Consider the following 26,753-nt stretch of genomic DNA (forward strand, 5'->3'; position numbering starts at 1 on the left):
ATTAAGTTCCTTTGCCTTTATAGAAAATGGAAGTATGCATATAATGCACAGAAGTAAAGAATGGGCTGCTTTCATGTAATAATTGTTAAGAAGTTTTCAAGCTTTGACAACTTCTTATTTGTTTTCAAATACTGGCATTTTATTTAAAATGCCAAGAGATTTAAAGAAACTTAAAAAGGATTTTAAATATGTTCGAAAATTATAAGATACCTAATGAATTAATTCCTAGTGATCCACGCTTTGGTGTTGGGCCATCTCTTGTTCCAACTGAATTTGTTCAAAGACTTGCTGATACAAAAGCAACGCTACTTGGGACTTCTCACAGAAAACCGGCAGTGAAAAATCTTGTAAAAGAAGTACAAGAGGGATTAAAAAAGTTCTATAACTTACCTGAAGGTTATGAAGTCGTTTTAGGAAACGGTGGAGCAACTTTTCTTTTCGATATGATCGGTCTTGGTCTCGTTAATAAAAAAAGTGTTCACTACACATGTGGTGAATTCTCAAATAAATGGTTTAAGTCACATCATGCAATTCCATGGATTGAAGCACAGGAAATTGCAAGTGAGTATGGCCAAGGTTGTGAGCCACAAGGCTCAGATGCTCATGCTGATGCTGACATGATTTGTTTTACTCTTAATGAAACTTCTACAGGTGTTCAAACGACGACAATCCCAAGTGTTAATGATGAGACACTTGTCGCTGTGGATGCAACAAGTGGTGCAGGACAAATTCCTCTTGATCTAACTAAAGTAGACTGCTATTTCTTTTCACCGCAAAAAGTTTTCGCATCTGAAGGTGGTCTCTTTGTCGCTATTATGTCACCGAAAGCACTAAAGCGTGCTGCAGAGATTGCAAAGACTGATCGCTATATTCCTGGTATTATGGATTGGACTGTTGCTATTGATAACTCTCTTAAGAATCAAACTTATAATACACCAAGTATCTCAACTCTTTTCTACTTAAATGAGCAGGTAAAGCTTATGAATTCTCAAGGCGGAGAAAAGAATGCAGTAGAACTTGCACGCAAGAAAGCTGATATGATTTACGGCTGGGCAAAGGAAGAAAGCTTTCTTGAGGCATACGTTTCTGATGAGAAGTATCGTTCAACTTCTGTTGCGACGATTAATATCGATGATAAGTATGAAGCTGCAGCACTCATTAAAGTACTTGAGCAACAAAATGCAGTTAACGGAATTGATTCGTACAGAAAGTTAGGAAAGAATCAGTTTAGAATTTCTCTTTTCCATAATGTGAAATTTGAAGATCTACAAAAGCTAACCAAAATTATTTCAAGCGCTGTTAATCAAGCAAATAATTAATTAATAAAGAAAAGGGAGTACTAAGTGCTCCTTTTTTATTTCAAAGAAATCGCTCTTAGATCAATTGACATGGAAGAGTTAGTGTAAAACTCTAAGTAATCGCTTCCTAGGTTATTCCAAATCTCTTGGGTTGATAGAGGATTCTTTCTATTTTGGTCAGCTACACCAAAGAAGAGTCCGATGATCTCTCCTGTATCTCGATTCATAATAGCACTTCCGGAATCTCCGGATTGAGCATCACAGGCAGTAAAGAAAACATCTCTTACCTTATCCTTGTTGAATCTAATATCCATATTCCCTGTAAGATAAATGCAGTCAGTATCTTGTGCTATCTTAGCATCATATCTTCTCAGATCGGCCTTACCACCACCAAAACCAACAGTTACGAGCGGATCTCCAGCTACAGGATTTGAAAATTTAGTATTAAGCGATGGAAGTTTTGAGAGAAAGTTTAGTTTCTCACTTTTCTTAATTCGAAAGTAAAGATAATCGCTACCTGATTTAATTGTGCCTATGCTTATAACACCATCACACTTTGCTACTATCTTATTGTGGCCTTCATTAATGAGTAAAAGGGAGGATTCGCTACATTCTTTCTCGCCACTTATTACGTGATAATTAGTGAGAAAGATATAATGTTCAAGTTCTTCTTGGTAAAGAAAAGCAGTTCCAATTTTTCTCTTTATTTTGTTAACGACCTTGGCGGTACGAAGAACTAAGCTCTTTGTGTTTGTATCAAGTGTTTGAAAGAGCTTCTTTGTAACCCTTGGCCTACTCCATTCATCTCCACCAACGTAGCGTTTGGCCATTGTTAGATTAGAAAGCAATATCAATGTAAGTATAAGAATTATCTTGATCTTCCCCATAGTAGGGTTTTAGCTTAGATTATTTTTTGGGTCTAGAAATGTGAAAAGTTTATAAGAAAAAGGGACACCGAAATGTCCCTCTATATGGTTTTATTTTTTAGTTTTTAGCACCATCATCTTTATTGTAATTTTTTAAAAATTCAGTTTTCCACTCGTTGTAGCGATTATCTAAAATTGCTTCACGAGCTTCTTCTGCCATATTCTTATAGAATTCAATATTGTGCATTGTCGCTAGAACTTGTCCTAGGATCTCATTTGAATCAAAAAGGTGCTTAACATATGCACGAGTGAAGTTCTGGCAACAGTAACACTTACAATTTGGCTCAATAGGGAAGAAGTCACGACGATAGTTCTTGTGACGAATTCTAATCTTTCCACGTTTCGTAAATAGCGTTCCACCACGTGCAAATTTTGTTGGAATGATACAGTCACTCATATCAATTCCGTATTCCCAGATCATACATAGGTCTTCTGGATTACCAACGCCCATAACGTAGCGTGGTTTATCTTTTGGCATCTTAGGCCCTGTGTACTTAACGATTTTTTCCATAAGCTCAGGCCCTTCTCCTACGGATACACCACCAATGGCATAACCTGGAAGATCGCGCTTAACAAGTTCATCAAGACACTCATCTCTATAATCATCGTAAGTAGAACCTTGGATAATACCAAAAAGGGCCTGCTTTGGATTTGTCCAAGCATCAATACAACGATCTAGCCAGCGGTGAGTACGATCGATTGAATTCTTTGTATACTCGCGAGTCGCTGGGTATGGAATGCACTCATCAAAGGCCATCATGATATCTGATCCAAGCTCTTGTTGGATTTGAATTGATGTCTCTGGAGAGAGCATAATTGATTTACCTTTATGGTCCTTAAACTCAGCTCCTTCTTCTTTAATGGCCTTTCTTTGAAGTGAGAAAACCTGGAATCCACCTGAGTCTGTAAGAATTGGACGATCCCAATTCATAAACTTATGTAGTCCACCTGCTTTTTCAACCAGTTTTGAACCTGGTGATAAGTGAAGGTGGTACGTATTTGAAAGAATAATTTTAGTGTCCAGATCCTTTAGGAAGTTTGGTGGTAGTGCTTTAATTGCACCGTGCGTACCAACTGGCATAAATACTGGAGTTGGAATTTCACCATGAGGAGTAGTGATAACACCTGCTCTTGCTCCTGAATTCTTATCTTCGTGGACAACTTTGAATTTGAAGTGTTCTTTGACTTGATCTTGAATGCGCATAGATCACCCTTTGTCGTAACTCGACTGTTGAAATATTTCTACTAACTTTAATTATTTAAAGTACTTAGCTTTAATATTTCTTTTGCTGCTTCTTGTCCAACAGTATTTGTGCTACCTTGTAAAAATTTGGCCAGATCTCGGGCAAATTTTGTAAATGAAGCACGGTTCTCTCCGTTATCCTTAATTGAAACGAGCTGATTGATCTCGTCAAGTTGACTCATTAAAATTGATTTATTTGTACCGAGAAATGCCTTTTCAACACTATCTATATATTCAATCTTAACTTTTGGCTTTGCTAAGAATGTTAGGCCTTCAAGTTCACTTGATTTCATATTGCCGCCAACCTTTGAGAACTGCATAACTGAGTCATCTGAAATATAGAGATAGACTTCATCAAGATTGCTTCTATAGAAAGACGTGAATTTATTTAAGTTACGATATTGCTTATAGTTCATTTTAAACTCTGCAAAGGCCTTCTTTGATTGGCCAATGGCAAGTAGGTCAACATGAACTAAATCTTTTGTCGATCGTCCTTTGATGATCTCTCCGGCCCAAAATAATTTTCCAAAATCTTCTCGCGTTAAATAGCTCGATTTTTCATCTTTATAGAAAGAGCTTAAATAAGGATAGCGATACTTGAAGAATGGAATTGAGCTAAAGCTTTTTTGAAAATTTCTAAACGACATTTCATCTGTTAATTTTAAAACATATGTATTTGCTGTTTCCTTATTGATGATAAAGTAGCTTGGCCTTTGCCCTGCAATTCTTAAGATAATATTTTCCTGAGAGAATTTTTTTGAAACTAAAACCTCTTTAATTTTCAGCGGTCGTTTACCTAGCTCTTTTGGCACATTGATTTGTTTAGGAACAGGCGTGTCCGAAAAGCTTTCCTGAATAATAGGATAACCAATTACTAGCATTGTAAAGATTGCTAAGTTGATAAGTGAGATGAACTTAAATCCCTTTATACGATAAGTAATTCGCCCTTGAGTGATAAATTCTTTAAGAGATGGTGAATCAAAGATAACAGGGAGCTCAAATAATGGGATAAGGTGAGCAATAAGATCTAGTGGAGTTCTAAGAACAGCTTTTGCTCTTTTTGTAAGAAATGATCCTGTTGTTGTTGCACCACTTATAAAAAGGGTTGGTGAAACACTTAGAATTAAATTTGAAATAAATAGAATACCAAAAAGTACAATTACAATTTTTGCAATATCTGGGCTTACACTGAATTCGACAAACTTTGCAATTTCTGAATTTAGTAGAGTTGCGAGTTTGTCACTTAGGCTCTCTATTGCCTCAACATCAATCTGAGTTGAAACTATCGTTGTTGCAAAGACAAGTGTTAATGCACTAACGAAGCGAGTAAAAGGGCCTACTAGTTTTCCTTGAGACTGTTTAATTTTTTTCTTTTTTTGTTGTGCTTTTCTGATCTTCGCACCTTCGTAGTCACGGGCAACACCAAGTTTTAGATCAGAGTCTTTATTCGTTGATTTAGTACTCTTTTTTTTCTTCTTCGCTTTCTTCTTTTTTTGACTCGTAAGTGGTCGGCTTACGTGTTCATTATATTTTACCGACTTCTTACTTTGCTCTGCCTCTGCACTTTGAAGACGGGCAACGTTTAGAACTTGAGTAATACTTAAGGAGTCAGTGTCTTCTTTCATTCGAGGTTGTGAAGGCTGATCTCCATTTGTATCAATGACAAAGGAGATATCATCTTCATCGCTATCTGATTCGTCATCTGACTCATCTCTATTAAGCATATCACTACTTGTCATTTCAAACGAAGGTGTATGCCCTTGTGTTTGAGCCTTTATTTCTTCAACGCTTTCTTCTTGCTCATTCGTTGCAAAATTACTTAAGTCATCAAATTCAAGATCATCCTCATCATTTGCTGAGGCAATATCAAATTCATCAGGAAGTTGTTTTTCAAGAGATAGAGACTTGAGTTTAAATTCGCTACTTTTGTAGCTAAGTTTTTCTCCAATCTCCATGAAGTAAGTTGATCCTTCTTGCAGTGGAGTATCTTGTAATTTAGCGTCTTGTATTTTTTGAATTAATTTTAAAACTAGGCAATCGTCATCGACATGAACTTTTATGCTACCACCGTTTTCAGAAATAATGAGTTCATTATTTTCTTCTTTAAAAAAAAACTCTTTATTTGAGATTGTGATTTCTTGATTTTCGTTAGAGTTGCTGTGGATAAAACCAACTTGCATAGTCAACCTTTGTTAATTTTCAATTAAATTCCTTTTTATTTTAAAGGGATTATATAAATTTTCCTACTAATTTTTAGAATTGATTCCGTGTTAATATTGGTAAAGAGAATTAAGAAGATTTAACCACGGAAGGGGACAAATAGATGAAAAAATCTTTTTTAGTAAGAGCGACGTTTGCTACGCTCTTAGCAGGACAAGTGGCTTTTGCGGCCGATGCAGATTACAATGTACAGGAACGCTTTCGCCTAATGGAAGACAAATTCCAAACTCAAGAGTTTCTAAGAGAACCAGGACATGACTTTCTTATTGATATGTCTGTTTATGCTAATACGGATCTAATGGAACTTGTTGGTGATGTATCTGATGCTTCAGATGCTGCTGACCCAGATCAAGCAGCTGCTGATGTTCTTTCAGCTTATGCTGATACTGAACAAAACCTTAGACTGAATGTAGAAGTAGGTGTTCCACTTCCATCATTTAATGCTTTTAAAGGGACAATTAGTCCAAGTGTTAGGCTAGGTGTAAATGTTGGATCACTAATTGGAATTGGTGAAGAGGATATCATGATTGATACTTTCATCTCTGCAGTTCCTGGTGATGCTGAACTTAAAACAGTTCTTCAAGATAAAATCACACAAGGTGTTTTAAATGCCATTATCGGTGGTACAGCGGGTTACCAAAATGTTACAGATTTAGCAGCTACACTAGGTTTAAGTACTGAAGAAGAAACGGCCCTAAGAGATGCCCTTGGTGGTGAAGCTATTCCATTTGCTGGTTCAGGTTCAACTGCTCCAATTATCGATGCATATGTTAAGGCAGACGTTACTGCTGGTTTAAACTTTGATTATAAGAATGAGAGACACTTCGGTTCATTTTCTCTTTATGGTTTATATAGAGCTGACGTAAGACGTGTTCTTGATCAAGATGCAATTGCTGGTGACGGTGATGTAATTGATACTGAAAACCTTGATCAGAATATGACTCTTTATGCGATGGCCGACATTACTTATGGTTTCCACTGGCTATCAAATTTCAGAACGATGTTTAAGATCCAAGATATTGCTCTTGCAACAGTGATTGAAAATGATGAAGGTTATCTTCCATTGTATGAGCCAGAAATCGGCTACCGTATGCACACAGATTATAGCTTTAATCTTTCAAATATGAGACTTCGTCCATTCGTAGGTTTCCACATGAGAGATGGTTATGATTTTGCTGATGGAGTTTATGCTGGTACTGATCTAATGTTCCATGTTTGGAAGGAGAGACTAGCTGTTACAGTAAGAGGGATGGTTGACTCTGAACACCTAACTCTAACTCCAAGAGTTAAGCTTGGATTCATGGATTTCATGTATTCTCTTAAGCAACCAATCACTTCTGAAGTAAAAGGTGTGAAAATCTCGACAATTCACTCTGTAAACTTCAGACTTCACTTCTAATTTAAGAAACATTGTGTTAAATATCGGGGATCAAATTGATCCCCTTTTTTATTTTGTCCACGTTAGGCCAGGGGACCGTGAGTGGATGTGTCTATTTAGGAGAGTATATAATGGCAAGAAACACAAAAGAATTTGTTGATATTGTTGATATGGACCTATTTGCAGGTTTCCTTAAAGAGAATAAACTAACAAAACCAACTGAAGTACAAGCTGAAGCAATTCCTCAGTTTCTAGAAGGTCACAACCTACAAGTACAGGCCCAAACTGGTAGTGGTAAAACACTAAGTTATCTTCTACCACTATTTCAAAAGCTAAAAGAAACAGAAGCAGACATAAAAAATCAAAAGGCAGGCTCGCCTCGCGCGATTATTCTTCTACCAATTAAAGAGCTTGCGATGCAAGTCTCTGATGAGTGTAAGAAGATTTCTCACCATGCAAAGATGCGTGTTCGTCTTGCCCTTGGTGGTGAAAAAGGCAAGAAGGTAAGTACACTTAAAAAACAAACTTTTGATATTCTTATTGGAGGCCCTGGCCGAATTAAATCAATGATTGAGAAAAAAGAGATCCGTCTAGATGAACTTGAGTATCTAATTATTGATGAAGCCGACCAGCTTCTTGATATGGGATTTATGCGTGAGCTTAAGGCCATTCGTCGTCATCTTACGTCTTCGTACCAAGCATGCCTTGTTTCTGCAACGATGGCCGATGACTTTGATATGCTAAAGGCCGACTTCTTCTCAGGTATGGAATTTAAATCAGTAAGCCTAGTTGGCTCACACGGACTTTCTCAAACTATTGAAACTTTCAATATTGCTCTCGATTATACAGAGAAGAATGCCATGCTTGATGTTTTCGTTAAAAAAGAAGCAAAGGGCAGTGGGATTATTTTTGTTAACCAAAAAGAGAAGGCGGTAGAAGTTTATAACTATATGAAGCAAGCAAAACTTCATAAAAACCTTTACGTTTCTCATGGTGATATTACTGCAAAAGAAAGAAGTGAGAATTTTAAAAAGTTTAAATCAACTGGTGGTATTCTTATCACTACTGATATGGCGGCCCGTGGGATCGACATTAAGACTCTGCAATGGGTACTAAATTACGATCTTCCATTTGAAGCAGTTTATTATATTCACCGTTCGGGACGTGTAGGTCGTGCTGGAAGGGCCGGAAGTGTCTATAACTTTGTAACTAAGAAAGATCAAAAACTTATTGGGCAAATTAATGATGCCATTAAGAATCAAGATACTTTGAAGATTGATCCAATCTTTCTTAAGTCGATGGCAAAGAAATCGGGAGCTAAAAAGGTTGCAAAGAAAGTTGCTAGACGTGGGCCAGCACCACAGAAAAAGACTTCAAAAACGACGACGAGATCAACATCTCGCACAGGTGGACGTACACCTTCTCGTACTTCAAAAACTTCTCGCGGCAGACGCCGTTAAATGATAAAATGCTAATATGTTTAAACATATTAGCATTTTCTTTCTTCTATTAACTTCACTTATTACTTCATCATGTTCTGAAAAGGATATTTATACGCCTTTGGAAATGTTTGATATGGCCTATAAATTCGACAATACAATTGAAGAAGTTCGCCTTAGTGTGAAGGAGAAGGAGAGACACCTTGACTGCAAGGATTATCCGGCCGGCTGTATTGAAGGCTCTCCTAAGCGCTTTAAGGTGAGACTAGTTGAAATGATTGTTGTCCAGTACTTATCATCTAATGAAGCATGTTTGGCCGCTTATAAGCTTGGTCAATATTATGCTCGTAATTGGCTCTTTGATGATGTTGCAGATGAGCCTGTTCTTGTTGATTTTGTTAAACAGGTTTATAAGGCGAAAAGTCCTAAGACAAGACAAGAGTGTAATTAAACCTCACTTACTTTAACCACTGCCTAATCTCTTCATAGTATTGTTCTAGTTTTTTATTAGCACCTATAAAGTCACTACTTGTGATTTGAAAACTCTTGTTATTATTTAATCGTATTTGAATTGCATGATTAGAAGCTGTGGCCCCTTTGGTTTTCAAAAGCTCTACACGTTCAATTTCATCAAGTCCAAATTGTGTGATTTGTTTTCTTAGCAATGAGCGAGCGACTAATCTTGCAGTATTTCTCGGTTTACTCATTTCCAAGTGACGGTATTTTATTAAGGATAAGACGACAATGGGTGTGAAGAGAAATAGAAGTAGATCTTTTTGAGCCAGCTTATTATTGAATGTTAAGTAACTTCCAAGCCCAACAACAAGTAGTAAGATACACATAAGTGCTAGCTTAGTTGGAAATGAGTTAAGTGTTAAGTTTTGAAAATTAGTTTCAAGTTTTAACATATCGATCTCCGTTACGCTCTATACTTTATCAGGCCTTAAAGAAGTACTTTTTAAAGCCCGTCTGGAATGCATCAATTTTTACTTCCCAAGCATTAATAAACTCAGGGGATTGCTGTCTATATTCATTTAATGTTTCTTTAAAAAGCATTACCCAACGACCAAGCTCTCCCATATGAATATTTAAGTACTCATGTGCCTCAAGTAAGTGTGCCGCAGGACGAGGAAATTTTATTCCTAGCAATTGTGCCTGCCAAAAAGCATTTATATTAACGAGATGCTCTTGAAAATCATCAATGCTTGAGAGTGGAGCGCTATTAGCAGTTATCTTTCGAAAGTGATAGCCGATGAATACGTCATTAATGGCCTTCTCGTAAAATGACCGAGTAACTTTCTCTATTAATTGAATTTCCAACTGATTGCCTGTCATGACTAAAGTCTACACTAAATATTGCGCTTTAAATACCGATGAAAGTTTATGAACAAAATAATTATATCTTTATTTTCATTACTACTTAGTAAATTTATTTACGCCGGAGCATTAACTTCTGTTAATAACGACACTTGTTGGTACAAGGAAGATGAGGGGCGCACTAAAATAGCTTCCTTTAATGATCAGGTAAGTATTAATACAAATCGTGATGAGATTTTAGGCCACGTTGTTAAGTACTTACATGAACAAAAATTTGCGGCAGACAAGATTGATATGATTCATTCGTTCGGATTATGTGGACCAAGACTTTCTTTGGCCTTTCGTATCTCTTACGATAAAGTCGATTATTGTCTTAGAGCAAATGTAAATAAGAATACTGAGTTAACTTTCTCAGGAGTTGGACTTGCTCAAGATAGCAAAGGAGCTTGTCAGTCAATTGCTAGTGATAAATTGATAGTTTCTATTGATCAGAAAAATATTGTCGATCTACAAAAGCTCTTGGGTGAGCAGGGGATGTCGCCTAAGAAAGTTGATAAACTCTCATCTAAGGTTTACGTTTTATACTTTAACGTTGAAAGAGATGAAATTAAAGATGTAAGAAAGAGTATCGTCACATCAAATCTAGTTAACTCTGCGGAGTATTCAACTGGACAATATCATATTGCAGATGAATTCGAGTTATTAAGTATTAGCTACTTTAGAAAGTAGCTCAAACAAATAAAAAAGCCTCGCGATGCGAGGCTTTTTTAATTATCTTTTTCCAATTTCAGCAATTGTTTTTCCAAGAGACTTTGAACGTTTTAAGTATACGTTTGATCTCTCTTCGTGCTCAGCTTCTTCTTTACATGAAATACAAAGTTCCGCTGTGTTTCTCGCCATTAGACGATCGTAACCAATTTCAATATCACACTCATCGCATAGGCCATATTCACCTTTTTCGATTTTTGTAAGTGCTTTATTGATTTTCTTTACGTAGAAGTTTTCACGATTTCTGAAACGAATTTCCTGCGATGTTTGAACGTTAGCTACTGCCTCATCTAGAGGGTCAAGTAGTTCGTTCTTGTCCATGCAATACTGCTCTTTCTCACTGTTTTTGTTAAGAATTCTTTCTTTGTCAGCAAGTAGCGCATCTTTAAGTGCAGCTATTTGCTTGTCCGATAGATACGAGTTAGCTCTGTTCATTTCGACTCCCTTGTGCCGTGTTTCTTCCAGTGAAACAAGTTGCTTGTAACCTTTAATTTGCGCTTAGGCAAAACAATTACGCACAACAAATATTGTGTTCGTGTGTTGTAGAAAGAATTTACTGGTCGGGAAAGTGTTAGTAAAAGGTATTTTTCTTACAAAGGATTACTTTGTCACGAAATTTCAACAGTTTAGATCTAGTTTTTAGGAAACGTTGCTTCACAATGAGGGCAAAACTTCCAAAACTGCTTATCTACCTCATTTTGACAGCTTGAACATGTGATTAGTGCGCTTAATTCCTCAAATGCTTCGTCATACATATTGGCAAAGAGATCGCTTCTCATGGCCGCTATCGTTGTTGGATGGGCCCTGAAAGTTCCAGGCATGGTTTTATTTGGAATGAATTTGGCCGGTGTTACGCTCTTGTCTGGAAAGATCTGAACCTGAACTTCTTGCGAAGGCTGCATTTGATACATCTGCCTATTTGCAATATTGCGTTCGTTCTTTAGTAATTCAAAATTCTCATTGGAGCTAAACTTTCTTTCCATAAGCTAATTGTAGCACACTACTTCCAGCGACGTTCTAGTAGCTCAATTATTTCCACGCAGGCCTTCTTGTGCTGGTTAAATCGTGCAAAGAAGCCTGGTTTTGCTTCTAATACGGCCTTTTTGAAATAAATTGATTGTGAACCAAGGGATTCAATAAGGCGCAGAGTCCATTCAAAGACCTCAGGGTCTTGATGGCCAATAAGTTTTTCAAGTGCCTCTAAGAAGTCAAAAGGTAGTCTTTCACCTCTTTTGTGGAATTCATCTATTATCTGCTTTCTGGCAACACCTAAACACAGAGTAAGGACTTCTGGATCGTGGCAAAGTGCAAGGCAGTCCATAATCTCTGGGTAGATAATATGATCAAGAGTAATGGTATTATCAAGTAAACACAGTAGAGGGATAAGTGCATCCCAGTTTTCTTCGCGATTTAGCTCCTGAAAACGTAGCTTAAAAACACTGAAATCTTCTTTTGTATAAGTGCAGTTGGGCCTTTTTCCGGCCTGTAAATCAGCGATGACGACGCGAAACTGTTCATCTATATCAATCATATTTCTTCCCTTGGGCCATTTTTGAGATTTTTCATGTAGCAATTACTCGATTTACTTTTAAATATATGACATTTTAAGGCCTTATGCTATATAAATACCCTTTAAGAAGGTTTTCAATGCAGCAGTATCTTATTAACGACATTTACCGTGCTACAGAAGGAGAGGGAGTCTTTGTTGGACGCTCTCAGGTCTTTGTGCGCTTTCAAGGTTGTGCCGTTGGTTGTATTAATTGTGATTCAATGGATACTTGGAGTTTTGATATTGGGCCAACTTCGATTGAGTCGATTTTTGAAAAGATACTAGAAGAATCTTATCAGGGAAAAATAAATTGGATTTCAATTACAGGTGGAGACCCACTTCATCCTAAGCATGTTCCAAGTGTTGTTGCTCTATCAAAATTTTTAAAAGAAAAAGGCTTTAAGCTTAATCTTGAAGCTGCAGGGACACGAGTTGTTGATGAAGTATTTGAAAACCTCGATTACATCTCATTTGATCTAAAAACACCTTCGACAGGTGTACAGACTCGTCTTTCACTTATTGAAAAGCTTGCTCAAAACTATAATGGAAAGTTTCAGCTAAAGGCCGTTATTGCTGATCGTAAGGACTTTGACTACACTCTAGGAGCTTATCGTAAGCTTGAGGAGAGTTTAGGTTCAATTGATTTTCCTTGGGTGCTAACACCGTGTTTTGAACCAAGTGAAGAATTTCCAATGCAAAGATTTATCGATATTCAGGATTGGAATCAGTTAGAGGGTGGACCATTTAGAGTCATCGGACAGCAGCATAAGTGGATCTACGGTGCTGATAAAAAGAGTGTTTAATTAAGCGGCCCTTCTCGTTCTTGCTAAGGTCTCACGTTGCTTGGCCTCGAGTAAATCAACTCCATATTTTTTAATCGTTCCTAAATCAGTAATCGTATAGGAATTAGAGTCGGCCTTAGTTCGATCTTCCTGAGAGAAGTTATCACAAATAACAACAAGTTTTGTGTCTGTAGGAAGTTTCTTAAGAGCAATTTTGATAATCCCTTGAACCTTATCAAGAGAGTTTGTACAGTAGACTACATATTTCTTGTCGTCTTTAGAGACGCTAAAGTGCCAAAGATTGGATTTGTTTTTTGATTCAACGACATGATAATCATATGATTTAAAAACCATCGTACATTGAGTAATAAACCCCTTAATAATTTTTTTAGAATTTGCTATCTTTGCCATTAGATCTCCGCTTAACATCAAGCATATCGGTTAATTGGCCAAAATATTAAGAAATTTTAGAAAGATTATTCCGTATCAATTTTTAGTTAGTTAGAAGTTTTGTGGAGGATTTTTGTCCAATACCTTTACCCATTTTAAATTGTTTACCGGCCTTAGCGCCAAGATTCCATGCATTTGCATCAAAGCTAGTTGCCTGACTTGTTTGCGATGAGACACGAGGGTAGACTCGGTTTCGATGGGCCTCGGCAAGACCTTTAATATGGATTAGTTCACGTGAGCTTATTTGCTTGCTCTGATGACCTTTAAGTTCACTTAGGAATGATTTCGTAAAACTCTTATAATAAGAATTACGAGCACGAACACCTTTTAAATTTGAGTTTTTCTTGGCCTGCTTCCAAAGTCCTTCCATCGCATTTACTGTATAGTCATAGATATAGTGAGCGGCCTCAACATTTTCTTTGGCCCCAATAATTTCGAGGTAGCCCCCGCCACGTCCAGAGCTGAAGACTGGAGAGACTGCATATTCCTTAAGTATATCGTAGAGGCAATCGTGAAGAAGGTTACGTCTTTTAAAAGAGGCGACTCGTCTGACATAAGTATCTTCAAAGTCTTTCATATCAAAATCATCTCGTGCTAGATGATTAAGTTTGAGTTTGTCTAAGTTGTGTTTTTGAATGAGATCATTTGCTTTTTTGGCAGCAAGTTTGGCCTCAAATTCATTTTCTGACTTTGCAAGCTCCAGAAGCTTTTGAATCTTTGCCGTGATATTATCATTGCTTTTTACAAAGGCACTTAAGTTGACTTGCGACTTTGAAAAGTTATCATCCCAGCCAAAGCGTTTAAAAATACCTCTAAATTCAATCCCATGGGCCTGCTCGTGTATGCCACATTCAATATGAACTAAGAAGTGGGCAAGCTCATGCTTGAGAACATTTTCTAGAAGCTTGTCATCGTTAATTGTAAGAAAGCACCTGTTGATTCCAATTTGATAAATAAGGGGATCGTAGAAGCCTAGGATTTTGTCAGAGTCATTTACAACAAATGTAAGCGGGTACATCACTCCTTTGTAGTGGAGGCGTGAGCGCTTAAAAGAGAGACCTATTCCCGCGAATATATCACAGGCCATAAGACGAATCTTTTTTATAAATAATTGGGTATTTTCGTTATAAATAAACATTAATATTTAACACTGCATCCATACGGTTTTGTTCTCGCTGGATTTACTTTCTCATTGTTCTTAAGTTGTTTTAGCGCGTTTTTAACATAGTTTCGAGCGTTTTGAATATCACTTTTGTCGGCCGAAGGAATACTGTCGATGGCCCCCATATAGTCAATTATACCGCTTTCATTAATGATGAAAATCTCTGGCGTTGTCTTTGCATTATAGCGTCTACCAACAGTTCCATCCGTATCAATCAGAAGGTGAGAAGCATTTGATTTTTCGACCTGTAGGCGATTCTTTGCAGCAGCGGCGTCTCTGATATAACCCTGTTTTCCAATATTAGATGAATTAATTGTAAGCCAGTAATGGCCGCTATCTTTTGCAAGCTTCTGTGTCTGCTGCATATTTAGTGAATCATAATGTTTTCTAACAAAGGGACAGCCTTCGTTATACCACTCAAGAATAACTTTCTTGCCTTTAAAAGAGGCCAGTGTAATCTGCTTTCCGTCTTGGTTTACAAGAGTAAAGTTTGGGGCCTTATCTCCTGGAGATAAAGCGAGAGTAAGTGTAGTTATAAAGAGAGAGACGATTAATTTCATAAATGCTCCTTTTGGATATTCTACGCTGTGAAAAAGGAGCATACAATAAATAAAGGCCTACATTTGTAGGCCCTTATTTTTATTTGAATTTAATTTATTAAATTAAACAGTTGGTGTCGTCTTAGATGTTACAGCAGCTTTTAGAAGCTCTCTGTTCATACGAGCGATATTTGTGATTTCAATTCCTTTCGGGCATGAAGCTTCACATTCAGCTTCGTTAGTACAGTTACCAAATCCAAGATCATCCATCTTCTTAACCATGTTTTGAACACGTTGAGAAGCTTCAGCTTGTCCTTGTGGAAGAAGTGCCATTTGAGAAACTTTGGCCGATACGAAAAGCATCGCAGAAGCGTTCTTACATGAAGCAACACAAGCTCCACAACCAATACAAGCTGCAGCGTCCATTGCTAGGTCTGCTTGCTCTTTTGGGATTAGGATAGCGTTTGCATCTTGAGCATTTCCTGTGTTTACAGATACGAAACCACCAGCAGCGATGATTTCATCAAATGCACTACGATCAACCATAAGGTCTTTTTCTACTGGGAAAGCTCTTGCTCTAAATGGTTCGATAACAATCGTATCACCATCAGAGAACTTTCTCATGTGAAGCTGACAAGTTGTTGTTTCAGCTTCTGGCCCGTGAGCTTGACCATTGATCATTAGAGAACACATACCACAAATACCTTCACGACAGTCGTGGTCGAAAGCTACTGGCTCAACACCTTGTGGGATAAGTTCTTCGTTTAACTGATCTAGCATTTCAAGAAATGAAGCATCCGGAGAAACGTTTTCTAAAGTATAGTCGGCCATTTGACCTTTATCTTCACGATTCTTTTGACGCCAGATTTTTAAATGAAGTGTCATATTATTATTGCTACTCATATCATATACCTCTTATTTGTAACTTCTTTGTGTTAGTGGAACGTTAGGGAAGTCTAGTTCTTCCACGTTTCTAATTGGCTCACTAGCTTCACCAGTGTATTCCCATACAGCTGCGTGACAGAAGTCATTGTCATTTCTTAGGGCCTCGTTCTCATCTGTTTGAGACTCTTCTCTGAAGTGACCACCACATGATTCTGGTCTTTCAAGAGCGTCGCGTGCCATTAGCTCACCAAGCTCTAGGAAGTCTGCAAGACGGTTAGCTTTTTCAAGCTCGATATTAATTCCATCTGCTGTTCCTGTAACCTTAACGTCTTTCCAGAACACTTCACGAAGTTTTTTAATTTTATCAATCCCTTCTTGAAGACCTTTTGCATCTCTTGCCATACCAACATGGTTCCACATGATTTGCCCAAGTTCCTTGTGAATTGACTCAACTGATCTTGTTCCATTGATTGAAAGTAACTTAGAGAATCTTTCTTTTGAATCAGTAAGTGCCTTGTCAAATTCTGGGTGATCAGTTCCAACTTTATTACCCATAAGTTTTTCACTTGCTAGGTAGTTAGGAACTGTAAATGGAGCAACAAAGTATCCATCTGCTAGACCTTGCATTAGTGCAGATGCACCTAGACGGTTTGCACCGTGGTCTGAGAAGTTTGCTTCACCAAGAGCAAATAGCCCTGGAACTGTTGTTTGTAGGTTATAATCAACCCATAAACCACCCATTGTATAGTGAACCGCTGGGTAAATTCTCATTGGAACTTTATATGGGTTTTCATCAGTAATTCTTTCGTACATATCAAATAGGTTACCGTAGCGCTCTCTAATTGCGTCTTCACCATCGCGCTCAATCGCCGCTTGGAAGTCTAGGTAAACTGCTTCTTCACCGGCGCGAACTGATTTACCTTGGTCAATTTGTTCTTTTGCATTTCTTGAAGCAACGTCACGAGGAACAAGGTTACCGAATGAAGGATATTTTCTCTCTAGGTAGTAATCTCTCTCTTCTTCTGGGATCTCAGCTGCTTTTCTGTGATCACCTGGAGTCTTTGGAACCCAAACACGTCCATCGTTTCTTAGAGACTCTGACATAAGAGTAAGTTTCGACTGGTTTTCACCATGTCTTGGAATACAAGTTGGGTGAATTTGAGTGAAACATGGGTTAGCAAACATTGCACCTTTTTTATAAGCTTTCCAAGCTGCTGAACCATTTGAAGTCATTGCGTTTGTTGATAGGTAGTAAACGTTTCCGTATCCACCTGTACACATTAGAACGGCATCAGCTGCGTGCTTTTCGAATTCACCAGTGATTACGTTTCTTGTGATAATACCACGAGCGCGACCGTCAACCATAACTAGGTCAACCATCTCACGACGAGTTAGCATTTGAACCTTTCCACGTCCTACTTCTTTCATTAGAGAAGAGTAAGCACCAAGAAGTAGCTGTTGACCAGTTTGTCCACGAGCATAGAATGTACGTGATACTTGAGCACCACCAAATGAACGGTTAGAAAGAGTCCCACCGTATTCACGAGCAAAAGGAACACCTTGGGCCGCACATTGGTCGATAATATTATTTGCAACTTCAGCTAGGCGATAGACGTTAGCTTCACGTGCACGGTAATCTCCACCTTTTACAGTGTCATAAAATAGACGCCAGATTGAGTCACCATCATTTGGGTAGTTCTTAGCAGCGTTAACACCACCTTGAGCTGCAATCGAGTGTGCACGACGTGCAGAGTCTTGAAGGCAGAAACACTTAACATTGTAACCTTGCTCTCCAAGAGTTGCAGCAGCAGATGCACCAGCAAGTCCAGAACCAACAACGATAATTTCAAACTTACGTCTGTTGGCAGGGTTAACAAGCTTCATGTTAAATTTATGTTGAGTCCATACTTTAGTGATATCGTCACCAGCTGGAACTTTTCCATCCATTTTTTTGATATTCATATTAGTCATTACATTCCTCCCTTAACGTGACACCAAATTGCAATTGTAGAGTATCCAACAGTTAAGACAACAGCATATAGTTTCGATAGAAACTTGATTGCTGGCATATACTTAGGGTGGTTAAATCCAATTGATTGAAAGGCCGACCAGAATCCGTGAGATACGTGGATTCCAAGTACAATCATGAAAACTACATACATTCCCACATTAAGAGGAGAAGCAAAGTATACGATTACTGTTTTGTAAAGGTCACGAACTTCCATTCCGTTTAATGTCGTCATATATACAGCACCATACTTAAAGTTAATTAAGTGCATGATGATGAAGAAAAGAATTAGCATACCTGTGTAAGGCATAGTTGATGATGCGAAAGTTGCTCCGCGTCCTGTTGGTTGCTTCATGTAGTACTTAACTGGACGAGCTGCTTTATTTTCCATCGTAAGTTTCAGGGCCATAAAGAGGTGAGTTAAGAAGATTACTAGAAGACCTGCTTCAGCAACATAGATTAGCGGGTTTGAAGTAAGCGTGTAAGCGTACTTGTTAAAAGCGTCTGCTCCAACCATTAGTAAAAAGTTACCAAGCATGTGTGATAATAGGAAACCACATAGAAGAAGTCCCGTAACTCCCATTACTTGCTTTTTAGCAACGGAGTTAGTCAAATAAAAGCGTAATGCTGACATTGATACATTTCCTTTGTCTAATTTAATAAAAATTTTAAAATGTTATTTGAATGGATTATAATCCTTAAATCACCAAAACTTAAGTGAATTTTTAAGTGATTTTCATTTTGTGATGCACAATGTAAATATGCCTCAAGGATTAGGAGAATTTTAAATGTTGATCCACTCTTTTTTTGATAAAGACACTAATACTCTGACTTATATCATTTACTCTTTGGCAACAAAGAAGGCAGTGGTTGTTGATCCCGTTTTAAATTTTGACTACGCTAGTGGATCTGTGTCAACAAAAGAAGTCGAACTCATCGACGAGTTTTTAAAAGCAAATAATTTAGAGCTAACTTATATCTTTGAGACTCATGTTCATGCTGATCATTTATCTGGTGCATCGAGCCTAAAGAAATTTTATCCAAATGCAAAAATTGTCATTCATGAAAATATAAAGCAGGTACAAGTTGTCTTTAATCAAGCTTACCGTTCACAAGTTAAAGAGGATGGTTCTCAATTCGATTTATTAACACGAGAAGGAGAAACATTTAAAGTTGCAGATGATCTTGAAGTTGAAATTATTGAAACACCTGGTCACACGCCTGCTTGTATGAGCTTATATGTAAATAAAGAAGCGTTATTTGTAGGAGATGCGATCTTCATGCCTGATATGGGAACAGGGCGATGTGATTTTCCTAAAGGCAGTGCGGATGACCTTTATGAATCCATACAAAAAATCTATGCCTTAGATGATAATTGTACCATCTACGTCGGTCATGATTATGGGCCTGGTGGACGTGAGATTATGTTTAAGACTACTGTAGGAAAACAAAAGCGTAATAATATACAATGCAAGGCAAGTACTTCTAAAGATGAGTTCTTAAGCTTTCGAACAACTAGGGATGCACACTTAAGCTCTCCAAGGCTACTGATTCCTAGTATTCAGTATAATATGAATGGGGGAGAGTTTATCTTTAATGAAGAGGATGGGGCACCATTTTTGAAAGTTCCAGTTAAATTATAAAATCTAACTAGCTAATTTTATTTAAGTTTATACTTAGAATGTCGATTAGTACTTTGTGGGAGCAAACTAAATGACAAACGAAACTCATCCAGAAATTGAGAACACGATGCAATTTACTAAAATTGGTATCGCCCTTAAAGATTGGCCTTCTCTTTCTGAGTCTGAGCGTCTCTCAACTTTTAATAGTATGTCTGAAGAAGAGGCATTGGATTTCTTTGACTCTCTTGATTCAAACTACCAAGCTGATTTATTTGAACAATTTGACCGCGATCTTAAAAGACGTTGGGCAAATGACTTGGCCTATGATGACTTGGCCGATATTCTTCAACTTCTCGATCGAGACCAAGTAGAAGAAACTCTATCTCTTTTAGCAAAGCATGCGCGTGTTGAGGTAATGGCCCTAATGGCCTATGCCGAAGACGTTGCCGGTGGTCTAATGAACTCCAATTATATTCGCCTGCGTGCAAATATGATGGTGGAAGAGGCCATTCGCTATATTCGTACTCAAACGCTGAGTAATGTTGAAACAATCTATTATACTTATGTTATCGATGCTTCTCAAAAGCTTTTAGGGGTGGTTTCTTTGCGAGAGCTCTTTGGAGCACGTGATGGTCAAAAAGTATCAGAGCTTATGAGTAGTGGACAGGATCTAATTGCGATCCCCGATAATATGGATCAGGAAGAGATTGGGCGTGTGTTTGCCCGTCACGACCAGGTTGTTCTTCCTGTTGTTGATGAAGAATTTCGTATGAAAGGTATCATTACAGTTGATGATATCATTAAGGCGGTAGAAGAAGAGACGACAGAAGATATGCAAAAGATCGGTGCCGTTGAGTCTCTTGATGCTCCTTATCTTGAAGTTGGTTTTTTTGAAATGGCAAGAAAGCGTCTAGGCTGGCTTATCATTCTCTTTATTGGCCAGATGTTAACGGCAACTGCCATGACTCACTTTGAAAATGCCATTGCTCAAACCGTTGCTCTTGTAACGTTTATTCCTTTAATTATTTCATCAGGTGGAAACTCGGGCTCGCAAGCTTCTACACTTGTTATTCGCGCCCTTGCTCTTGGTGAAGTTAAAAATTCTGATACTGTCAGAGTCTTTTTCCGTGAAATCGGCTCAGGACTTTTCATGGGGCTTATTCTAGGGGTTTTTGGTTTTTTAAGAATTTATTTTTGGCCTCATGCAAATGAAATTTACGGCCTAAACTTTGCTCGAATTTCCATGATCGTTGGCTTCAGTATTGTTTGTATTGTGACGTGGGGAACTCTTGTGGGTTCAATGCTGCCATTTATTCTTAAGAAGCTTCGCTTTGACCCGGCCACGGCCTCGACTCCCTTTGTTGCAACAATTTGCGATGTTACGGGAATCATTATCTATTTCTCTATTGCTCACGCGCTCCTTTAGCTTATGGTAAATACTTCAGGGGGGAGTGTTTATGTCTCATCGACCATGCTAAATATCAGAAAAAATATTTAGGAGAGTTTATGAAATTAGCTTTGGTAATTTTAGTAAGTGCATTTAATTTTTATGCAGTAGCTGGTCTACAAACTTTAAGAATTGTTGATTTAGCAACAGTATCTTCAACGAGTTGTTATACGGCCGAACAAGAAGAGTCAGGAAGTATTTCTTCAGTTAGCTTTTATCTTGGTAACTATAGCGGTGAAGGTGAAGATAGAACATTTAATTATTATGAAACTTCAGAGACTTATTATGCATCATCTGTAGTTTGTAAGAATATCAAGTTATTTAATAAAGCATTTGATAGCTCTCTTCCTCAGGAAGAGAAGGTATTTAAGTTATTTGTTGATATGAATGATCACATAAAGGGATTTATGCTGCGAAATAGTGATAAAGTTTTATTTTTTGAAGAGTAGAGTTTTATAAGAAAAGGCCCTCAAGTGAGGGCCTTGTTTTTATTTTGATTTTTTCTTTGCCGTTTTCTTTGCCGTTTTCTTTGCCGTTTTCTTTGCAGTCTTTTTGACTACTTTCTTCGCTGCTTTTTTTGGTGCAGCTTTCTTTGCTGTTTTCTTAGCTACCTTCTTTGCTGTTTTCTTCGTAACTTTCTTGGCAACTTTTTTGGCCGTCTTCTTAGCTACTTTCTTTGCTGCTTTCTTCGCAACTTTCTTGGTAACTTTTTTGGCCGTCTTTTTAGCTACCTTCTTTGCTGTTTTCTTTGCAGTCTTCTTCGCAGTCTTCTTCGCAGTCTTTTTGGCCACTTTTTTCGCAACCTTCTTTTCTGCTTTTTTAGCTACTTTCTTTGTCGCTTTCTTTACAACCTTCTTAGCTTCTTTCTTAGCATCTTGTGCTTTCTTTGTTAGATCATTAGCAACTTTCTTAGTCGTGCGTTTAACTTCGTTTACCGCTTCTTCAACATCATCTGACATCTCTTTTGCGGCCTTTGCAACTCTGTTAATTGCTTTCTTTGTCGACTTCTTAACATTCTGATATGTCTCAATATGACCAATGGCCTCTAATTCTTTTTCAATAAGCTTGTCGTATTCAGCTAGAACTTTCATTGGATCTTTACCCAGGCGATCTAGTTCTTGTTGAAGCTCTTCAAAGAATTTCTCAACCTTATGCTTTTGTACATTTACTTTGTCATAGCGAAAACGAAAGTGAGCATAGAGTTCATCATATTTCTCACTACCTTCTTCTTGAATTCTTTCTAACAGGTGTCTACACTTTTTCACAATCTCATCACTTGATGACGTTAGCGCATGTTTGGCCTGTTTGTTCTTCTTTTTTAAAAAATCGTCTAAACCACTCATTGTTTCCCCCTGTAGCAAGATTATCTTGATACACGTAAATAATATTACGTTATAAAGTGTAACGTATTAGAAAGTATTTTCAACACTTTAATGATGGTATTTTTTTAATATTTACTTGCTTTGAGTCAAAGAATTCTCTATATATACTTATATCAATCAATTGGACGCTTATGGACAACGAAATGGAAGAAGTAAAAACAACAAAATATGACGAATCAGCGGATCGAGCAGGACTGATTGTTTCTGTCCTATGTTGCCTACATTGCATGGCAATCCCGCTATTGATTATTTTTGTTCCTTCACTTGCTAGCTATTTCGAAAATCCATTAATTCATAGTCTTGCGATTTTTATAATTGTGCCTGTTGGTCTTTACGCTTTTATAAAAAATCTAAAGGTTCATAATGATAGAAGACCACTTTTTATTGGAATTCTTGGTATGGCCACTATTTTAGTTGGTCACTTTAACCAGTACTTCCTAGCAGAGCATGCTGGTCATATGCATATGCACACTCATGCACATTCAATTGGTACTGTAGAAGTTGTAGCCTCAATTATTGGTGGTCTAGCTCTTATTGCAGCACACTTACTTAATATCAAACTATGTCGCTGTAACCACTGCGAGCACTAATAACGTAAGTTTGTTCTTTGTGAAATTTTTAACGATGAGTTGCTCATATAAAGATCAATGGCATCGTTATATTCTTTGGCCGTCTCTAGTGCAAAGAGCTTTTTTGTAAAGCTATGCCCGAAGTTTAGCCATACATGTCCGACTTTTAAAAAGAAGCGAATGCGTTTAAGTGCTGCTTTTTTATCAAAGTATTTAAAACAAGCGTTCACGTAAGCCTTCACAAACTCACCATAGTAGCTAGCATGAAGATAAGGGTCTTCACTTAGAAATTGCTGTTGAAATTCATTAAGTTCATGACCTTGCTGGGCCGCAAACTGTGTTATTAACCAGGGCTTGGCCGTTAAAGAGCGACCTAACATCACTGCTTGGCAACCTGTCTCTATAAGCATTTGAGAAATATCGCCGTGATCTTGAATATCTCCATTCCCAATAATAGGAAGATCGATACTTTCTTGTAAGTATTTAATTTGTTCCCAATCTGCGACACCCTTTCTTTTTTGGGCCGCAAGTCTTGGATGTAAGATAAGCCAATCGGCACCAGCTTCTTTAAGGGCATGGCAGAAGTCTAAAAGAAAGCTCTTATCATTTTGATGGCCCGCCCTAAGCTTTACCGAAACAGGTACTGTGGCATGTCTTTTAACCATCTCTACAACACTTGCCGCGTATTTAGTATCTCCCATTAAAGAGACGCCGTAATTGTGTTTTAAGGCCTTCTTTACCGGACAGCCCATGTTGATATCGATTGCACTTGCTCCCCAGCTCTCAAGCTTAGGGATGGCCTTTTCAATATATCTCTCTTCGTTGCAAAGAATTTGCGGATAGAGGCCGTAGTCGAGCTCACTTTTAAATGTCTCAGGAGTTTCACCTAGAATTTGATCAGGGAGCCTTCTTGAATTTAACATCTCTGTGGCCCACAAGGTCTTCATCTCACTTGGAAAGTAAGGTCTTAGTGCATCTCTAAGGGCGACATGTGATAAACCAACCATTGGCGCAAGAAGGGCCTTGAATTCTATTAAGTCGTTAAATTTCTGCCAAGAAGGCGAGATAGGTTGTGCCAAATTCTTTCCTTTAGATCTGTTAGCTCGAGCTCTTGTCTAGTGGCAAACTCTTCATAAATATGAGAAATCTCCACATCGCTACGATCATCAGTTTCAAAGAAGATATACTCTAAGTCCACTTTATTATTCAAGATGGTGCTGCGTATTTTCGCATTAGAGGATTCATAGAAGCGTGGACCTAGGCTTGTATAAATCTGGCGCTCATGACAGTCATTCAAATCCTTGAACGTGCCGTTAAAGTCATGAAGCACCCAGGCAGTATGTCCTTGATAGAATTTATGAAGACGAAAGATATCAGATAGACATCTCACATTATGAATAATTAGAGGCTTTCCAAGTTCATTGGCCAACTCGATATGCCAGCTAAAGATTTTTTCTTGTTCTCTAAGATCTGTTTCAATGGCACGGTCCAGGCCTGCTTCTCCAACCATAAGGCAATTGTCTAAGCGACACATCTTCTTTACCTCTTCAAAGCTAGTTACCGCATCAGAGAGCTTCCATGGGTGGACTCCTGCGCTGTAATATTGACCATCTACAGGTAAGTCATTGATTTGCGGTGAGTAGGAATAGATGCAGAAATCCTCAATAGAGGTCGTTTTATTCGGTCCCGAATGGCCGTGAAGGTCGATAAATTTTGCACTTTCGCTTTCTTTGCTTGTCATATGGCATATATTTTAATACATTACCGTTCTAATTAAAAATTTGAAAAAAGATATTGCTTATCTTTTTAAAATCAATTATTTATTTAGGAATTATTTAATATATTTATTATAAGCGTTACAAATTGATGTAGGAGTACTTAATGTTAACAATTAGATTACAACGCGGTGGTAGAACTCACATGCCTATTTACACAATCGTTGCAGCTGACTCAAGAAATGCAAGAGACGGAAAATTCAGCGAGAAGTTAGGTCAATATAACCCACAACTTAAAGAAAATAACCTTATCGACGTTAAAGCTGAGAGAATCACTGAGCTTGTTGGTAAAGGTGCTACAATTTCTGATACTGTAAGAACACTTCTAAAGAAGAACAAAGTTACTCTTAACTAGTAATTTTTTGTTTTTCATTTAAAAAAGCATAAACGGCATTTTTGTAGAAGGAGTTCATGATGAGTGAGTTAAAAGACTTAATCAATACAGTTAGTCGCGCATTAGTTGATATGCCAGAGCAAGTAGAAGTAAACGAGATTGTTGGTGAACAAACAACAGTTATCGAACTTAAGGTTGATAAAACTGACCTTGGTAAAGTTATTGGGAAGCAAGGGAAAACAGCTCGCGCACTAAGAACAATTCTTAATGCTGCTTCAACTAAGTTGAAAAAAAGATCTGTTTTAGAAATTATAGAATAATTTACTTGAATCAATAAATATTGTGTTTTAAAAAGACCTATCGAAAGATAGGTTTTTTTATTTTTGTTTAAACGAAAGCGAGCACATATATGATTGAAACAATGACGATGTCACAGAATCCTGAAGTAAAGCGTATTTTACTGGTTGATGACCAAGTAGAGATACTGGAGCTCTTACAAGATGCTCTTCGTATGGAAGGTTATGAAGTCGATGCATGTGCTGATGCTAGTGCTGCCTTAAGTGCACTAGGTGAGCATACTTATTCACACGTTATTTCTGATTATCAAATGCCCGAAGTAAATGGAATGGAATTGGCCACAAGAGCACAAGGTGTTCTTAAGGAGAAGATGCCTCCATTTATTCTTGCAACAGGTGATTGTTCGATTAATTCTGATACGATTAAGGGCAAAGGTGTTAGTGGTATTCTACCAAAACCATTTACCCTTAAGCAGGTAATAACTGTTCTACAGAGCTAGAAACTAGCTATTCTTATTTTCGTTATTTGATTGGTCTTCGATTTTACTAGCAGTATTAGTGTTATTCTGCTCATCTTCCTCTTTAAGTCCATGCTTAAAGCCTGTGATGGCCTTTCCAAGAGACTTTCCAAGTTCTGGAAGCTTCTTACCTCCAAACAGTAGAACAATAATAGCTAGGATAATTAAACTTTCAGTAATTCCAAGGCTCATATTTTCCTCATTTTACGCTAAATTAATAAATTTTAGATAAGTCCATTGTATACTTACCTGGAGCATATTCGCTAAACCTTTTTGCACGAATATCCTTATAAATCTTCTTATTGTTGGAATTTGAGGCATATGGATAGATGCAAATTCCACCTCTTGGCGTAAATTCACCAATAACTTCAACGTATTTTGGCTTCATTAGCTTGTTTAAATCGTCACAAATTTTTTGCACACAATCTTCATGGAAATCACCATGATTTCTAAAGCTAAATAGGTATAGTTTTAATGATTTAGATTCAACCATCTTCTTGTCCGCAATATAGTTAATATAGATACGAGCAAAGTCTGGTTGTCCTGTTTTTGGGCATAGTGAAGTGAACTCTGTACAGACAAAAGTAGTCCATGCATCACTTCCAGGGTTTTTGTTGTCAAAAGCTTCTAGAACCTCTGGAGCATAAGTATCCGGGTATTCAGTGTTGGCCGAACCAAGAGCAAATGCGTCTAGCTCTTTTACATTTCTTCCTTTTGGAGATTGTTTAGGTTTTGACTTTGATTTTGTTTCAGTTTTCTTGATAGATTTTTTCGATGCTGACATTTATCGACTCTCTTGAATTATTTTGATAGGTTATATTTACTTAATTTAACATTATCAAGGAA

General features: G+C 37.6%; 32 protein-coding genes. 13 read left to right on the forward strand and 19 right to left on the reverse strand.

The genetic code is table 11. The features are described 5' to 3' along the window. The first annotated feature begins 188 nt into the window (after positions 1-188). Entirely contained in the window at positions 189-1,319 is a 1,131-nt protein-coding gene (locus ABMA70_RS00340) for an aminotransferase class V-fold PLP-dependent enzyme (protein WP_392992196.1), read from the forward strand. 35 nt (positions 1,320-1,354) lie between these two features. Here ABMA70_RS00340 and ABMA70_RS00345 read toward each other — a convergent pair whose 3' ends face one another. The 3 genes from ABMA70_RS00345 to ABMA70_RS00355 form a co-directional block, all read right to left on the reverse strand. Next, positions 1,355-2,128, reverse strand: coding sequence for a serine protease (locus tag ABMA70_RS00345; protein ID WP_393022079.1), 774 nt, complete (start codon positions 2,126-2,128; stop codon positions 1,355-1,357). Between the two features lie 154 nt (positions 2,129-2,282). Then, on the reverse strand, positions 2,283-3,428 hold the full coding sequence (gene tgt, locus ABMA70_RS00350) for a tRNA guanosine(34) transglycosylase Tgt (RefSeq protein ID WP_103217014.1): 1,146 nt from the start codon (positions 3,426-3,428) through the stop codon (positions 2,283-2,285). 47 nt (positions 3,429-3,475) lie between these two features. Beyond that, positions 3,476-5,647: a hypothetical protein gene (locus ABMA70_RS00355; RefSeq protein ID WP_392992192.1), complete on the reverse strand. Its 2,172-nt coding sequence runs from the start codon at positions 5,645-5,647 to the stop codon at positions 3,476-3,478. A gap of 143 nt (positions 5,648-5,790) precedes the next feature. Between ABMA70_RS00355 and ABMA70_RS00360 the strand changes: the two genes are divergently transcribed. The 3 genes from ABMA70_RS00360 to ABMA70_RS00370 all read left to right on the forward strand — a co-directional run bounded on the left by ABMA70_RS00360 (position 5,791) and on the right by ABMA70_RS00370 (position 8,955). Continuing rightward, entirely contained in the window at positions 5,791-7,086 is a 1,296-nt protein-coding gene (locus ABMA70_RS00360) for a hypothetical protein (RefSeq protein WP_103217016.1), read from the forward strand. Between the two features lie 110 nt (positions 7,087-7,196). Beyond that, positions 7,197-8,525, forward strand: a complete 1,329-nt coding sequence (locus tag ABMA70_RS00365) for a DEAD/DEAH box helicase (protein WP_392992190.1) — start codon at positions 7,197-7,199, stop codon at positions 8,523-8,525. A gap of 16 nt (positions 8,526-8,541) precedes the next feature. Then, a complete protein-coding gene (locus ABMA70_RS00370) occupies positions 8,542-8,955 on the forward strand; it encodes a hypothetical protein (RefSeq protein WP_103217018.1) in 414 nt (137 codons plus the stop codon). Positions 8,956-8,962: 7 nt separating this feature from the next. Here ABMA70_RS00370 and ABMA70_RS00375 read toward each other — a convergent pair whose 3' ends face one another. Continuing rightward, positions 8,963-9,412, reverse strand: a complete 450-nt coding sequence (locus tag ABMA70_RS00375) for a hypothetical protein (protein WP_103217019.1) — start codon at positions 9,410-9,412, stop codon at positions 8,963-8,965. Positions 9,413-9,440: 28 nt separating this feature from the next. Beyond that, the gene (locus ABMA70_RS00380) at positions 9,441-9,839 is read right to left on the reverse strand and encodes a hypothetical protein (RefSeq protein ID WP_146037779.1); all 399 of its coding nucleotides are present in this window, start codon (positions 9,837-9,839) and stop codon (positions 9,441-9,443) included. 48 nt (positions 9,840-9,887) lie between these two features. Here ABMA70_RS00380 and ABMA70_RS00385 point away from each other — a divergent pair, with 48 nt between their 5' ends. After that, a complete protein-coding gene (locus tag ABMA70_RS00385; RefSeq protein ID WP_392992187.1) occupies positions 9,888-10,550 on the forward strand; it encodes a hypothetical protein in 663 nt (220 codons plus the stop codon). A gap of 42 nt (positions 10,551-10,592) precedes the next feature. Here the strand turns inward: ABMA70_RS00385 and ABMA70_RS00390 are convergent, their stop codons facing one another. From ABMA70_RS00390 to ABMA70_RS00400, 3 genes are all read right to left on the reverse strand, one after another. Then, the gene (locus ABMA70_RS00390; protein WP_103217022.1) at positions 10,593-11,024 is read right to left on the reverse strand and encodes a TraR/DksA C4-type zinc finger protein; all 432 of its coding nucleotides are present in this window, start codon (positions 11,022-11,024) and stop codon (positions 10,593-10,595) included. Between the two features lie 197 nt (positions 11,025-11,221). After that, positions 11,222-11,572 (reverse strand): hypothetical protein, encoded by a 351-nt coding sequence (locus ABMA70_RS00395; RefSeq protein WP_392992185.1) that lies wholly within the window; start codon positions 11,570-11,572, stop codon positions 11,222-11,224. Positions 11,573-11,589: 17 nt separating this feature from the next. Then, complete coding sequence (locus tag ABMA70_RS00400) at positions 11,590-12,120, reverse strand: hypothetical protein (RefSeq protein WP_103217024.1); 531 nt, start codon at positions 12,118-12,120, stop codon at positions 11,590-11,592. A gap of 116 nt (positions 12,121-12,236) precedes the next feature. Here ABMA70_RS00400 and ABMA70_RS00405 point away from each other — a divergent pair, with 116 nt between their 5' ends. Further along, the gene (locus ABMA70_RS00405) at positions 12,237-12,941 is read left to right on the forward strand and encodes a 7-carboxy-7-deazaguanine synthase QueE (protein ID WP_158246799.1); all 705 of its coding nucleotides are present in this window, start codon (positions 12,237-12,239) and stop codon (positions 12,939-12,941) included. On the opposite strand, the gene ABMA70_RS00410 is transcribed toward ABMA70_RS00405, so the two are convergent. The 6 genes from ABMA70_RS00410 to ABMA70_RS00435 all read right to left on the reverse strand — a co-directional run bounded on the left by ABMA70_RS00410 (position 12,942) and on the right by ABMA70_RS00435 (position 18,598). Further along, positions 12,942-13,331 (reverse strand): hypothetical protein, encoded by a 390-nt coding sequence (locus ABMA70_RS00410; RefSeq protein WP_103217026.1) that lies wholly within the window; start codon positions 13,329-13,331, stop codon positions 12,942-12,944. Positions 13,332-13,413: 82 nt separating this feature from the next. Beyond that, on the reverse strand, positions 13,414-14,457 hold the full coding sequence (locus ABMA70_RS00415; protein WP_158246800.1) for a DUF2786 domain-containing protein: 1,044 nt from the start codon (positions 14,455-14,457) through the stop codon (positions 13,414-13,416). 50 nt (positions 14,458-14,507) lie between these two features. Further along, positions 14,508-15,092 (reverse strand): redoxin family protein, encoded by a 585-nt coding sequence (locus ABMA70_RS00420; RefSeq protein ID WP_392992182.1) that lies wholly within the window; start codon positions 15,090-15,092, stop codon positions 14,508-14,510. A gap of 102 nt (positions 15,093-15,194) precedes the next feature. Beyond that, positions 15,195-15,956, reverse strand: coding sequence for a succinate dehydrogenase/fumarate reductase iron-sulfur subunit (locus ABMA70_RS00425; protein ID WP_103217560.1), 762 nt, complete (start codon positions 15,954-15,956; stop codon positions 15,195-15,197). Between the two features lie 30 nt (positions 15,957-15,986). Beyond that, positions 15,987-17,927 (reverse strand): fumarate reductase/succinate dehydrogenase flavoprotein subunit, encoded by a 1,941-nt coding sequence (locus tag ABMA70_RS00430; RefSeq protein WP_233189692.1) that lies wholly within the window; start codon positions 17,925-17,927, stop codon positions 15,987-15,989. Beyond that, the gene (locus tag ABMA70_RS00435) at positions 17,927-18,598 is read right to left on the reverse strand and encodes a succinate dehydrogenase cytochrome b subunit (RefSeq protein WP_103217029.1); all 672 of its coding nucleotides are present in this window, start codon (positions 18,596-18,598) and stop codon (positions 17,927-17,929) included. The genes ABMA70_RS00430 and ABMA70_RS00435 overlap by 1 nt, the downstream gene beginning before the upstream one ends. A gap of 154 nt (positions 18,599-18,752) precedes the next feature. Here ABMA70_RS00435 and ABMA70_RS00440 point away from each other — a divergent pair, with 154 nt between their 5' ends. From ABMA70_RS00440 to ABMA70_RS00450, 3 genes are all read left to right on the forward strand, one after another. Further along, positions 18,753-19,607, forward strand: coding sequence for an MBL fold metallo-hydrolase (locus ABMA70_RS00440; RefSeq protein ID WP_392992180.1), 855 nt, complete (start codon positions 18,753-18,755; stop codon positions 19,605-19,607). Positions 19,608-19,677: 70 nt separating this feature from the next. Then, on the forward strand, positions 19,678-21,012 hold the full coding sequence (gene mgtE, locus ABMA70_RS00445) for a magnesium transporter (RefSeq protein WP_103217031.1): 1,335 nt from the start codon (positions 19,678-19,680) through the stop codon (positions 21,010-21,012). Positions 21,013-21,092: 80 nt separating this feature from the next. After that, positions 21,093-21,482 (forward strand): hypothetical protein, encoded by a 390-nt coding sequence (locus ABMA70_RS00450; RefSeq protein WP_392992177.1) that lies wholly within the window; start codon positions 21,093-21,095, stop codon positions 21,480-21,482. Positions 21,483-21,521: 39 nt separating this feature from the next. Here the strand turns inward: ABMA70_RS00450 and ABMA70_RS00455 are convergent, their stop codons facing one another. Beyond that, positions 21,522-22,376 carry a hypothetical protein gene (locus ABMA70_RS00455; protein WP_392992176.1) on the reverse strand — a complete coding sequence of 285 codons (855 nt, stop codon included), beginning with the start codon at positions 22,374-22,376 and terminating at the stop codon, positions 21,522-21,524. A 170-nt stretch (positions 22,377-22,546) separates the two neighbouring features. Here ABMA70_RS00455 and ABMA70_RS00460 point away from each other — a divergent pair, with 170 nt between their 5' ends. Then, positions 22,547-23,005: a MerC domain-containing protein gene (locus tag ABMA70_RS00460; protein ID WP_392992174.1), complete on the forward strand. Its 459-nt coding sequence runs from the start codon at positions 22,547-22,549 to the stop codon at positions 23,003-23,005. Here the strand turns inward: ABMA70_RS00460 and ABMA70_RS00465 are convergent. Continuing rightward, positions 23,002-24,063: a tRNA-dihydrouridine synthase family protein gene (locus tag ABMA70_RS00465; RefSeq protein WP_392992172.1), complete on the reverse strand. Its 1,062-nt coding sequence runs from the start codon at positions 24,061-24,063 to the stop codon at positions 23,002-23,004. The genes ABMA70_RS00460 and ABMA70_RS00465 overlap by 4 nt on opposite strands. Further along, positions 24,018-24,725, reverse strand: a complete 708-nt coding sequence (locus tag ABMA70_RS00470; protein ID WP_392992171.1) for a TatD family hydrolase — start codon at positions 24,723-24,725, stop codon at positions 24,018-24,020. The genes ABMA70_RS00465 and ABMA70_RS00470 overlap by 46 nt, the downstream gene beginning before the upstream one ends. Positions 24,726-24,865: 140 nt before the next feature. Between ABMA70_RS00470 and rpsP the strand changes: the two genes are divergently transcribed. The 3 genes from rpsP to ABMA70_RS00485 all read left to right on the forward strand — a co-directional run bounded on the left by rpsP (position 24,866) and on the right by ABMA70_RS00485 (position 25,889). Continuing rightward, entirely contained in the window at positions 24,866-25,114 is a 249-nt protein-coding gene (gene rpsP / locus ABMA70_RS00475) for a 30S ribosomal protein S16 (RefSeq protein WP_392992170.1), read from the forward strand. 59 nt (positions 25,115-25,173) lie between these two features. Continuing rightward, on the forward strand, positions 25,174-25,413 hold the full coding sequence (locus tag ABMA70_RS00480) for a KH domain-containing protein (RefSeq protein WP_392992169.1): 240 nt from the start codon (positions 25,174-25,176) through the stop codon (positions 25,411-25,413). An 89-nt stretch (positions 25,414-25,502) separates the two neighbouring features. After that, entirely contained in the window at positions 25,503-25,889 is a 387-nt protein-coding gene (locus tag ABMA70_RS00485) for a response regulator (protein ID WP_392992167.1), read from the forward strand. A 3-nt stretch (positions 25,890-25,892) separates the two neighbouring features. Here ABMA70_RS00485 and ABMA70_RS00490 read toward each other — a convergent pair whose 3' ends face one another. Continuing rightward, the gene (locus ABMA70_RS00490; protein ID WP_103217038.1) at positions 25,893-26,099 is read right to left on the reverse strand and encodes a twin-arginine translocase TatA/TatE family subunit; all 207 of its coding nucleotides are present in this window, start codon (positions 26,097-26,099) and stop codon (positions 25,893-25,895) included. 22 nt (positions 26,100-26,121) lie between these two features. Then, entirely contained in the window at positions 26,122-26,691 is a 570-nt protein-coding gene (queF, locus tag ABMA70_RS00495) for a preQ(1) synthase (protein WP_392992166.1), read from the reverse strand. Between the last annotated feature and the right edge of the window lie 62 nt (positions 26,692-26,753).

It is taken from the genome of Halobacteriovorax sp. XZX-3, assembly GCF_043196495.1.
Taxonomy (GTDB): domain Bacteria; phylum Bdellovibrionota; class Bacteriovoracia; order Bacteriovoracales; family Bacteriovoracaceae; genus Halobacteriovorax_A.

Coding starts and splice junctions, on each gene's coding strand:
- ABMA70_RS00340 (WP_392992196.1), top strand. CDS start 189: ATGTTCGAAAATTATAAGATACCTAATGAATTAATTCCTAGTGATCCA.
- ABMA70_RS00345 (WP_393022079.1), bottom strand. CDS start 2,128: ATGGCCAAACGCTACGTTGGTGGAGATGAATGGAGTAGGCCAAGGGTT.
- tgt (WP_103217014.1), bottom strand. CDS start 3,428: ATGCGCATTCAAGATCAAGTCAAAGAACACTTCAAATTCAAAGTTGTC.
- ABMA70_RS00355 (WP_392992192.1), bottom strand. CDS start 5,647: ATGCAAGTTGGTTTTATCCACAGCAACTCTAACGAAAATCAAGAAATC.
- ABMA70_RS00360 (WP_103217016.1), top strand. CDS start 5,791: ATGAAAAAATCTTTTTTAGTAAGAGCGACGTTTGCTACGCTCTTAGCA.
- ABMA70_RS00365 (WP_392992190.1), top strand. CDS start 7,197: ATGGCAAGAAACACAAAAGAATTTGTTGATATTGTTGATATGGACCTA.
- ABMA70_RS00370 (WP_103217018.1), top strand. CDS start 8,542: ATGTTTAAACATATTAGCATTTTCTTTCTTCTATTAACTTCACTTATT.
- ABMA70_RS00375 (WP_103217019.1), bottom strand. CDS start 9,412: ATGTTAAAACTTGAAACTAATTTTCAAAACTTAACACTTAACTCATTT.
- ABMA70_RS00380 (WP_146037779.1), bottom strand. CDS start 9,839: ATGACAGGCAATCAGTTGGAAATTCAATTAATAGAGAAAGTTACTCGG.
- ABMA70_RS00385 (WP_392992187.1), top strand. CDS start 9,888: ATGAACAAAATAATTATATCTTTATTTTCATTACTACTTAGTAAATTT.
- ABMA70_RS00390 (WP_103217022.1), bottom strand. CDS start 11,024: ATGAACAGAGCTAACTCGTATCTATCGGACAAGCAAATAGCTGCACTT.
- ABMA70_RS00395 (WP_392992185.1), bottom strand. CDS start 11,572: ATGGAAAGAAAGTTTAGCTCCAATGAGAATTTTGAATTACTAAAGAAC.
- ABMA70_RS00400 (WP_103217024.1), bottom strand. CDS start 12,120: ATGATTGATATAGATGAACAGTTTCGCGTCGTCATCGCTGATTTACAG.
- ABMA70_RS00405 (WP_158246799.1), top strand. CDS start 12,237: ATGCAGCAGTATCTTATTAACGACATTTACCGTGCTACAGAAGGAGAG.
- ABMA70_RS00410 (WP_103217026.1), bottom strand. CDS start 13,331: ATGGCAAAGATAGCAAATTCTAAAAAAATTATTAAGGGGTTTATTACT.
- ABMA70_RS00415 (WP_158246800.1), bottom strand. CDS start 14,457: ATGGCCTGTGATATATTCGCGGGAATAGGTCTCTCTTTTAAGCGCTCA.
- ABMA70_RS00420 (WP_392992182.1), bottom strand. CDS start 15,092: ATGAAATTAATCGTCTCTCTCTTTATAACTACACTTACTCTCGCTTTA.
- ABMA70_RS00425 (WP_103217560.1), bottom strand. CDS start 15,956: ATGACACTTCATTTAAAAATCTGGCGTCAAAAGAATCGTGAAGATAAA.
- ABMA70_RS00430 (WP_233189692.1), bottom strand. CDS start 17,927: ATGACTAATATGAATATCAAAAAAATGGATGGAAAAGTTCCAGCTGGT.
- ABMA70_RS00435 (WP_103217029.1), bottom strand. CDS start 18,598: ATGTCAGCATTACGCTTTTATTTGACTAACTCCGTTGCTAAAAAGCAA.
- ABMA70_RS00440 (WP_392992180.1), top strand. CDS start 18,753: ATGTTGATCCACTCTTTTTTTGATAAAGACACTAATACTCTGACTTAT.
- mgtE (WP_103217031.1), top strand. CDS start 19,678: ATGACAAACGAAACTCATCCAGAAATTGAGAACACGATGCAATTTACT.
- ABMA70_RS00450 (WP_392992177.1), top strand. CDS start 21,093: ATGAAATTAGCTTTGGTAATTTTAGTAAGTGCATTTAATTTTTATGCA.
- ABMA70_RS00455 (WP_392992176.1), bottom strand. CDS start 22,376: ATGAGTGGTTTAGACGATTTTTTAAAAAAGAAGAACAAACAGGCCAAA.
- ABMA70_RS00460 (WP_392992174.1), top strand. CDS start 22,547: ATGGACAACGAAATGGAAGAAGTAAAAACAACAAAATATGACGAATCA.
- ABMA70_RS00470 (WP_392992171.1), bottom strand. CDS start 24,725: ATGACAAGCAAAGAAAGCGAAAGTGCAAAATTTATCGACCTTCACGGC.
- rpsP (WP_392992170.1), top strand. CDS start 24,866: ATGTTAACAATTAGATTACAACGCGGTGGTAGAACTCACATGCCTATT.
- ABMA70_RS00480 (WP_392992169.1), top strand. CDS start 25,174: ATGAGTGAGTTAAAAGACTTAATCAATACAGTTAGTCGCGCATTAGTT.
- ABMA70_RS00485 (WP_392992167.1), top strand. CDS start 25,503: ATGATTGAAACAATGACGATGTCACAGAATCCTGAAGTAAAGCGTATT.
- ABMA70_RS00490 (WP_103217038.1), bottom strand. CDS start 26,099: ATGAGCCTTGGAATTACTGAAAGTTTAATTATCCTAGCTATTATTGTT.
- queF (WP_392992166.1), bottom strand. CDS start 26,691: ATGTCAGCATCGAAAAAATCTATCAAGAAAACTGAAACAAAATCAAAG.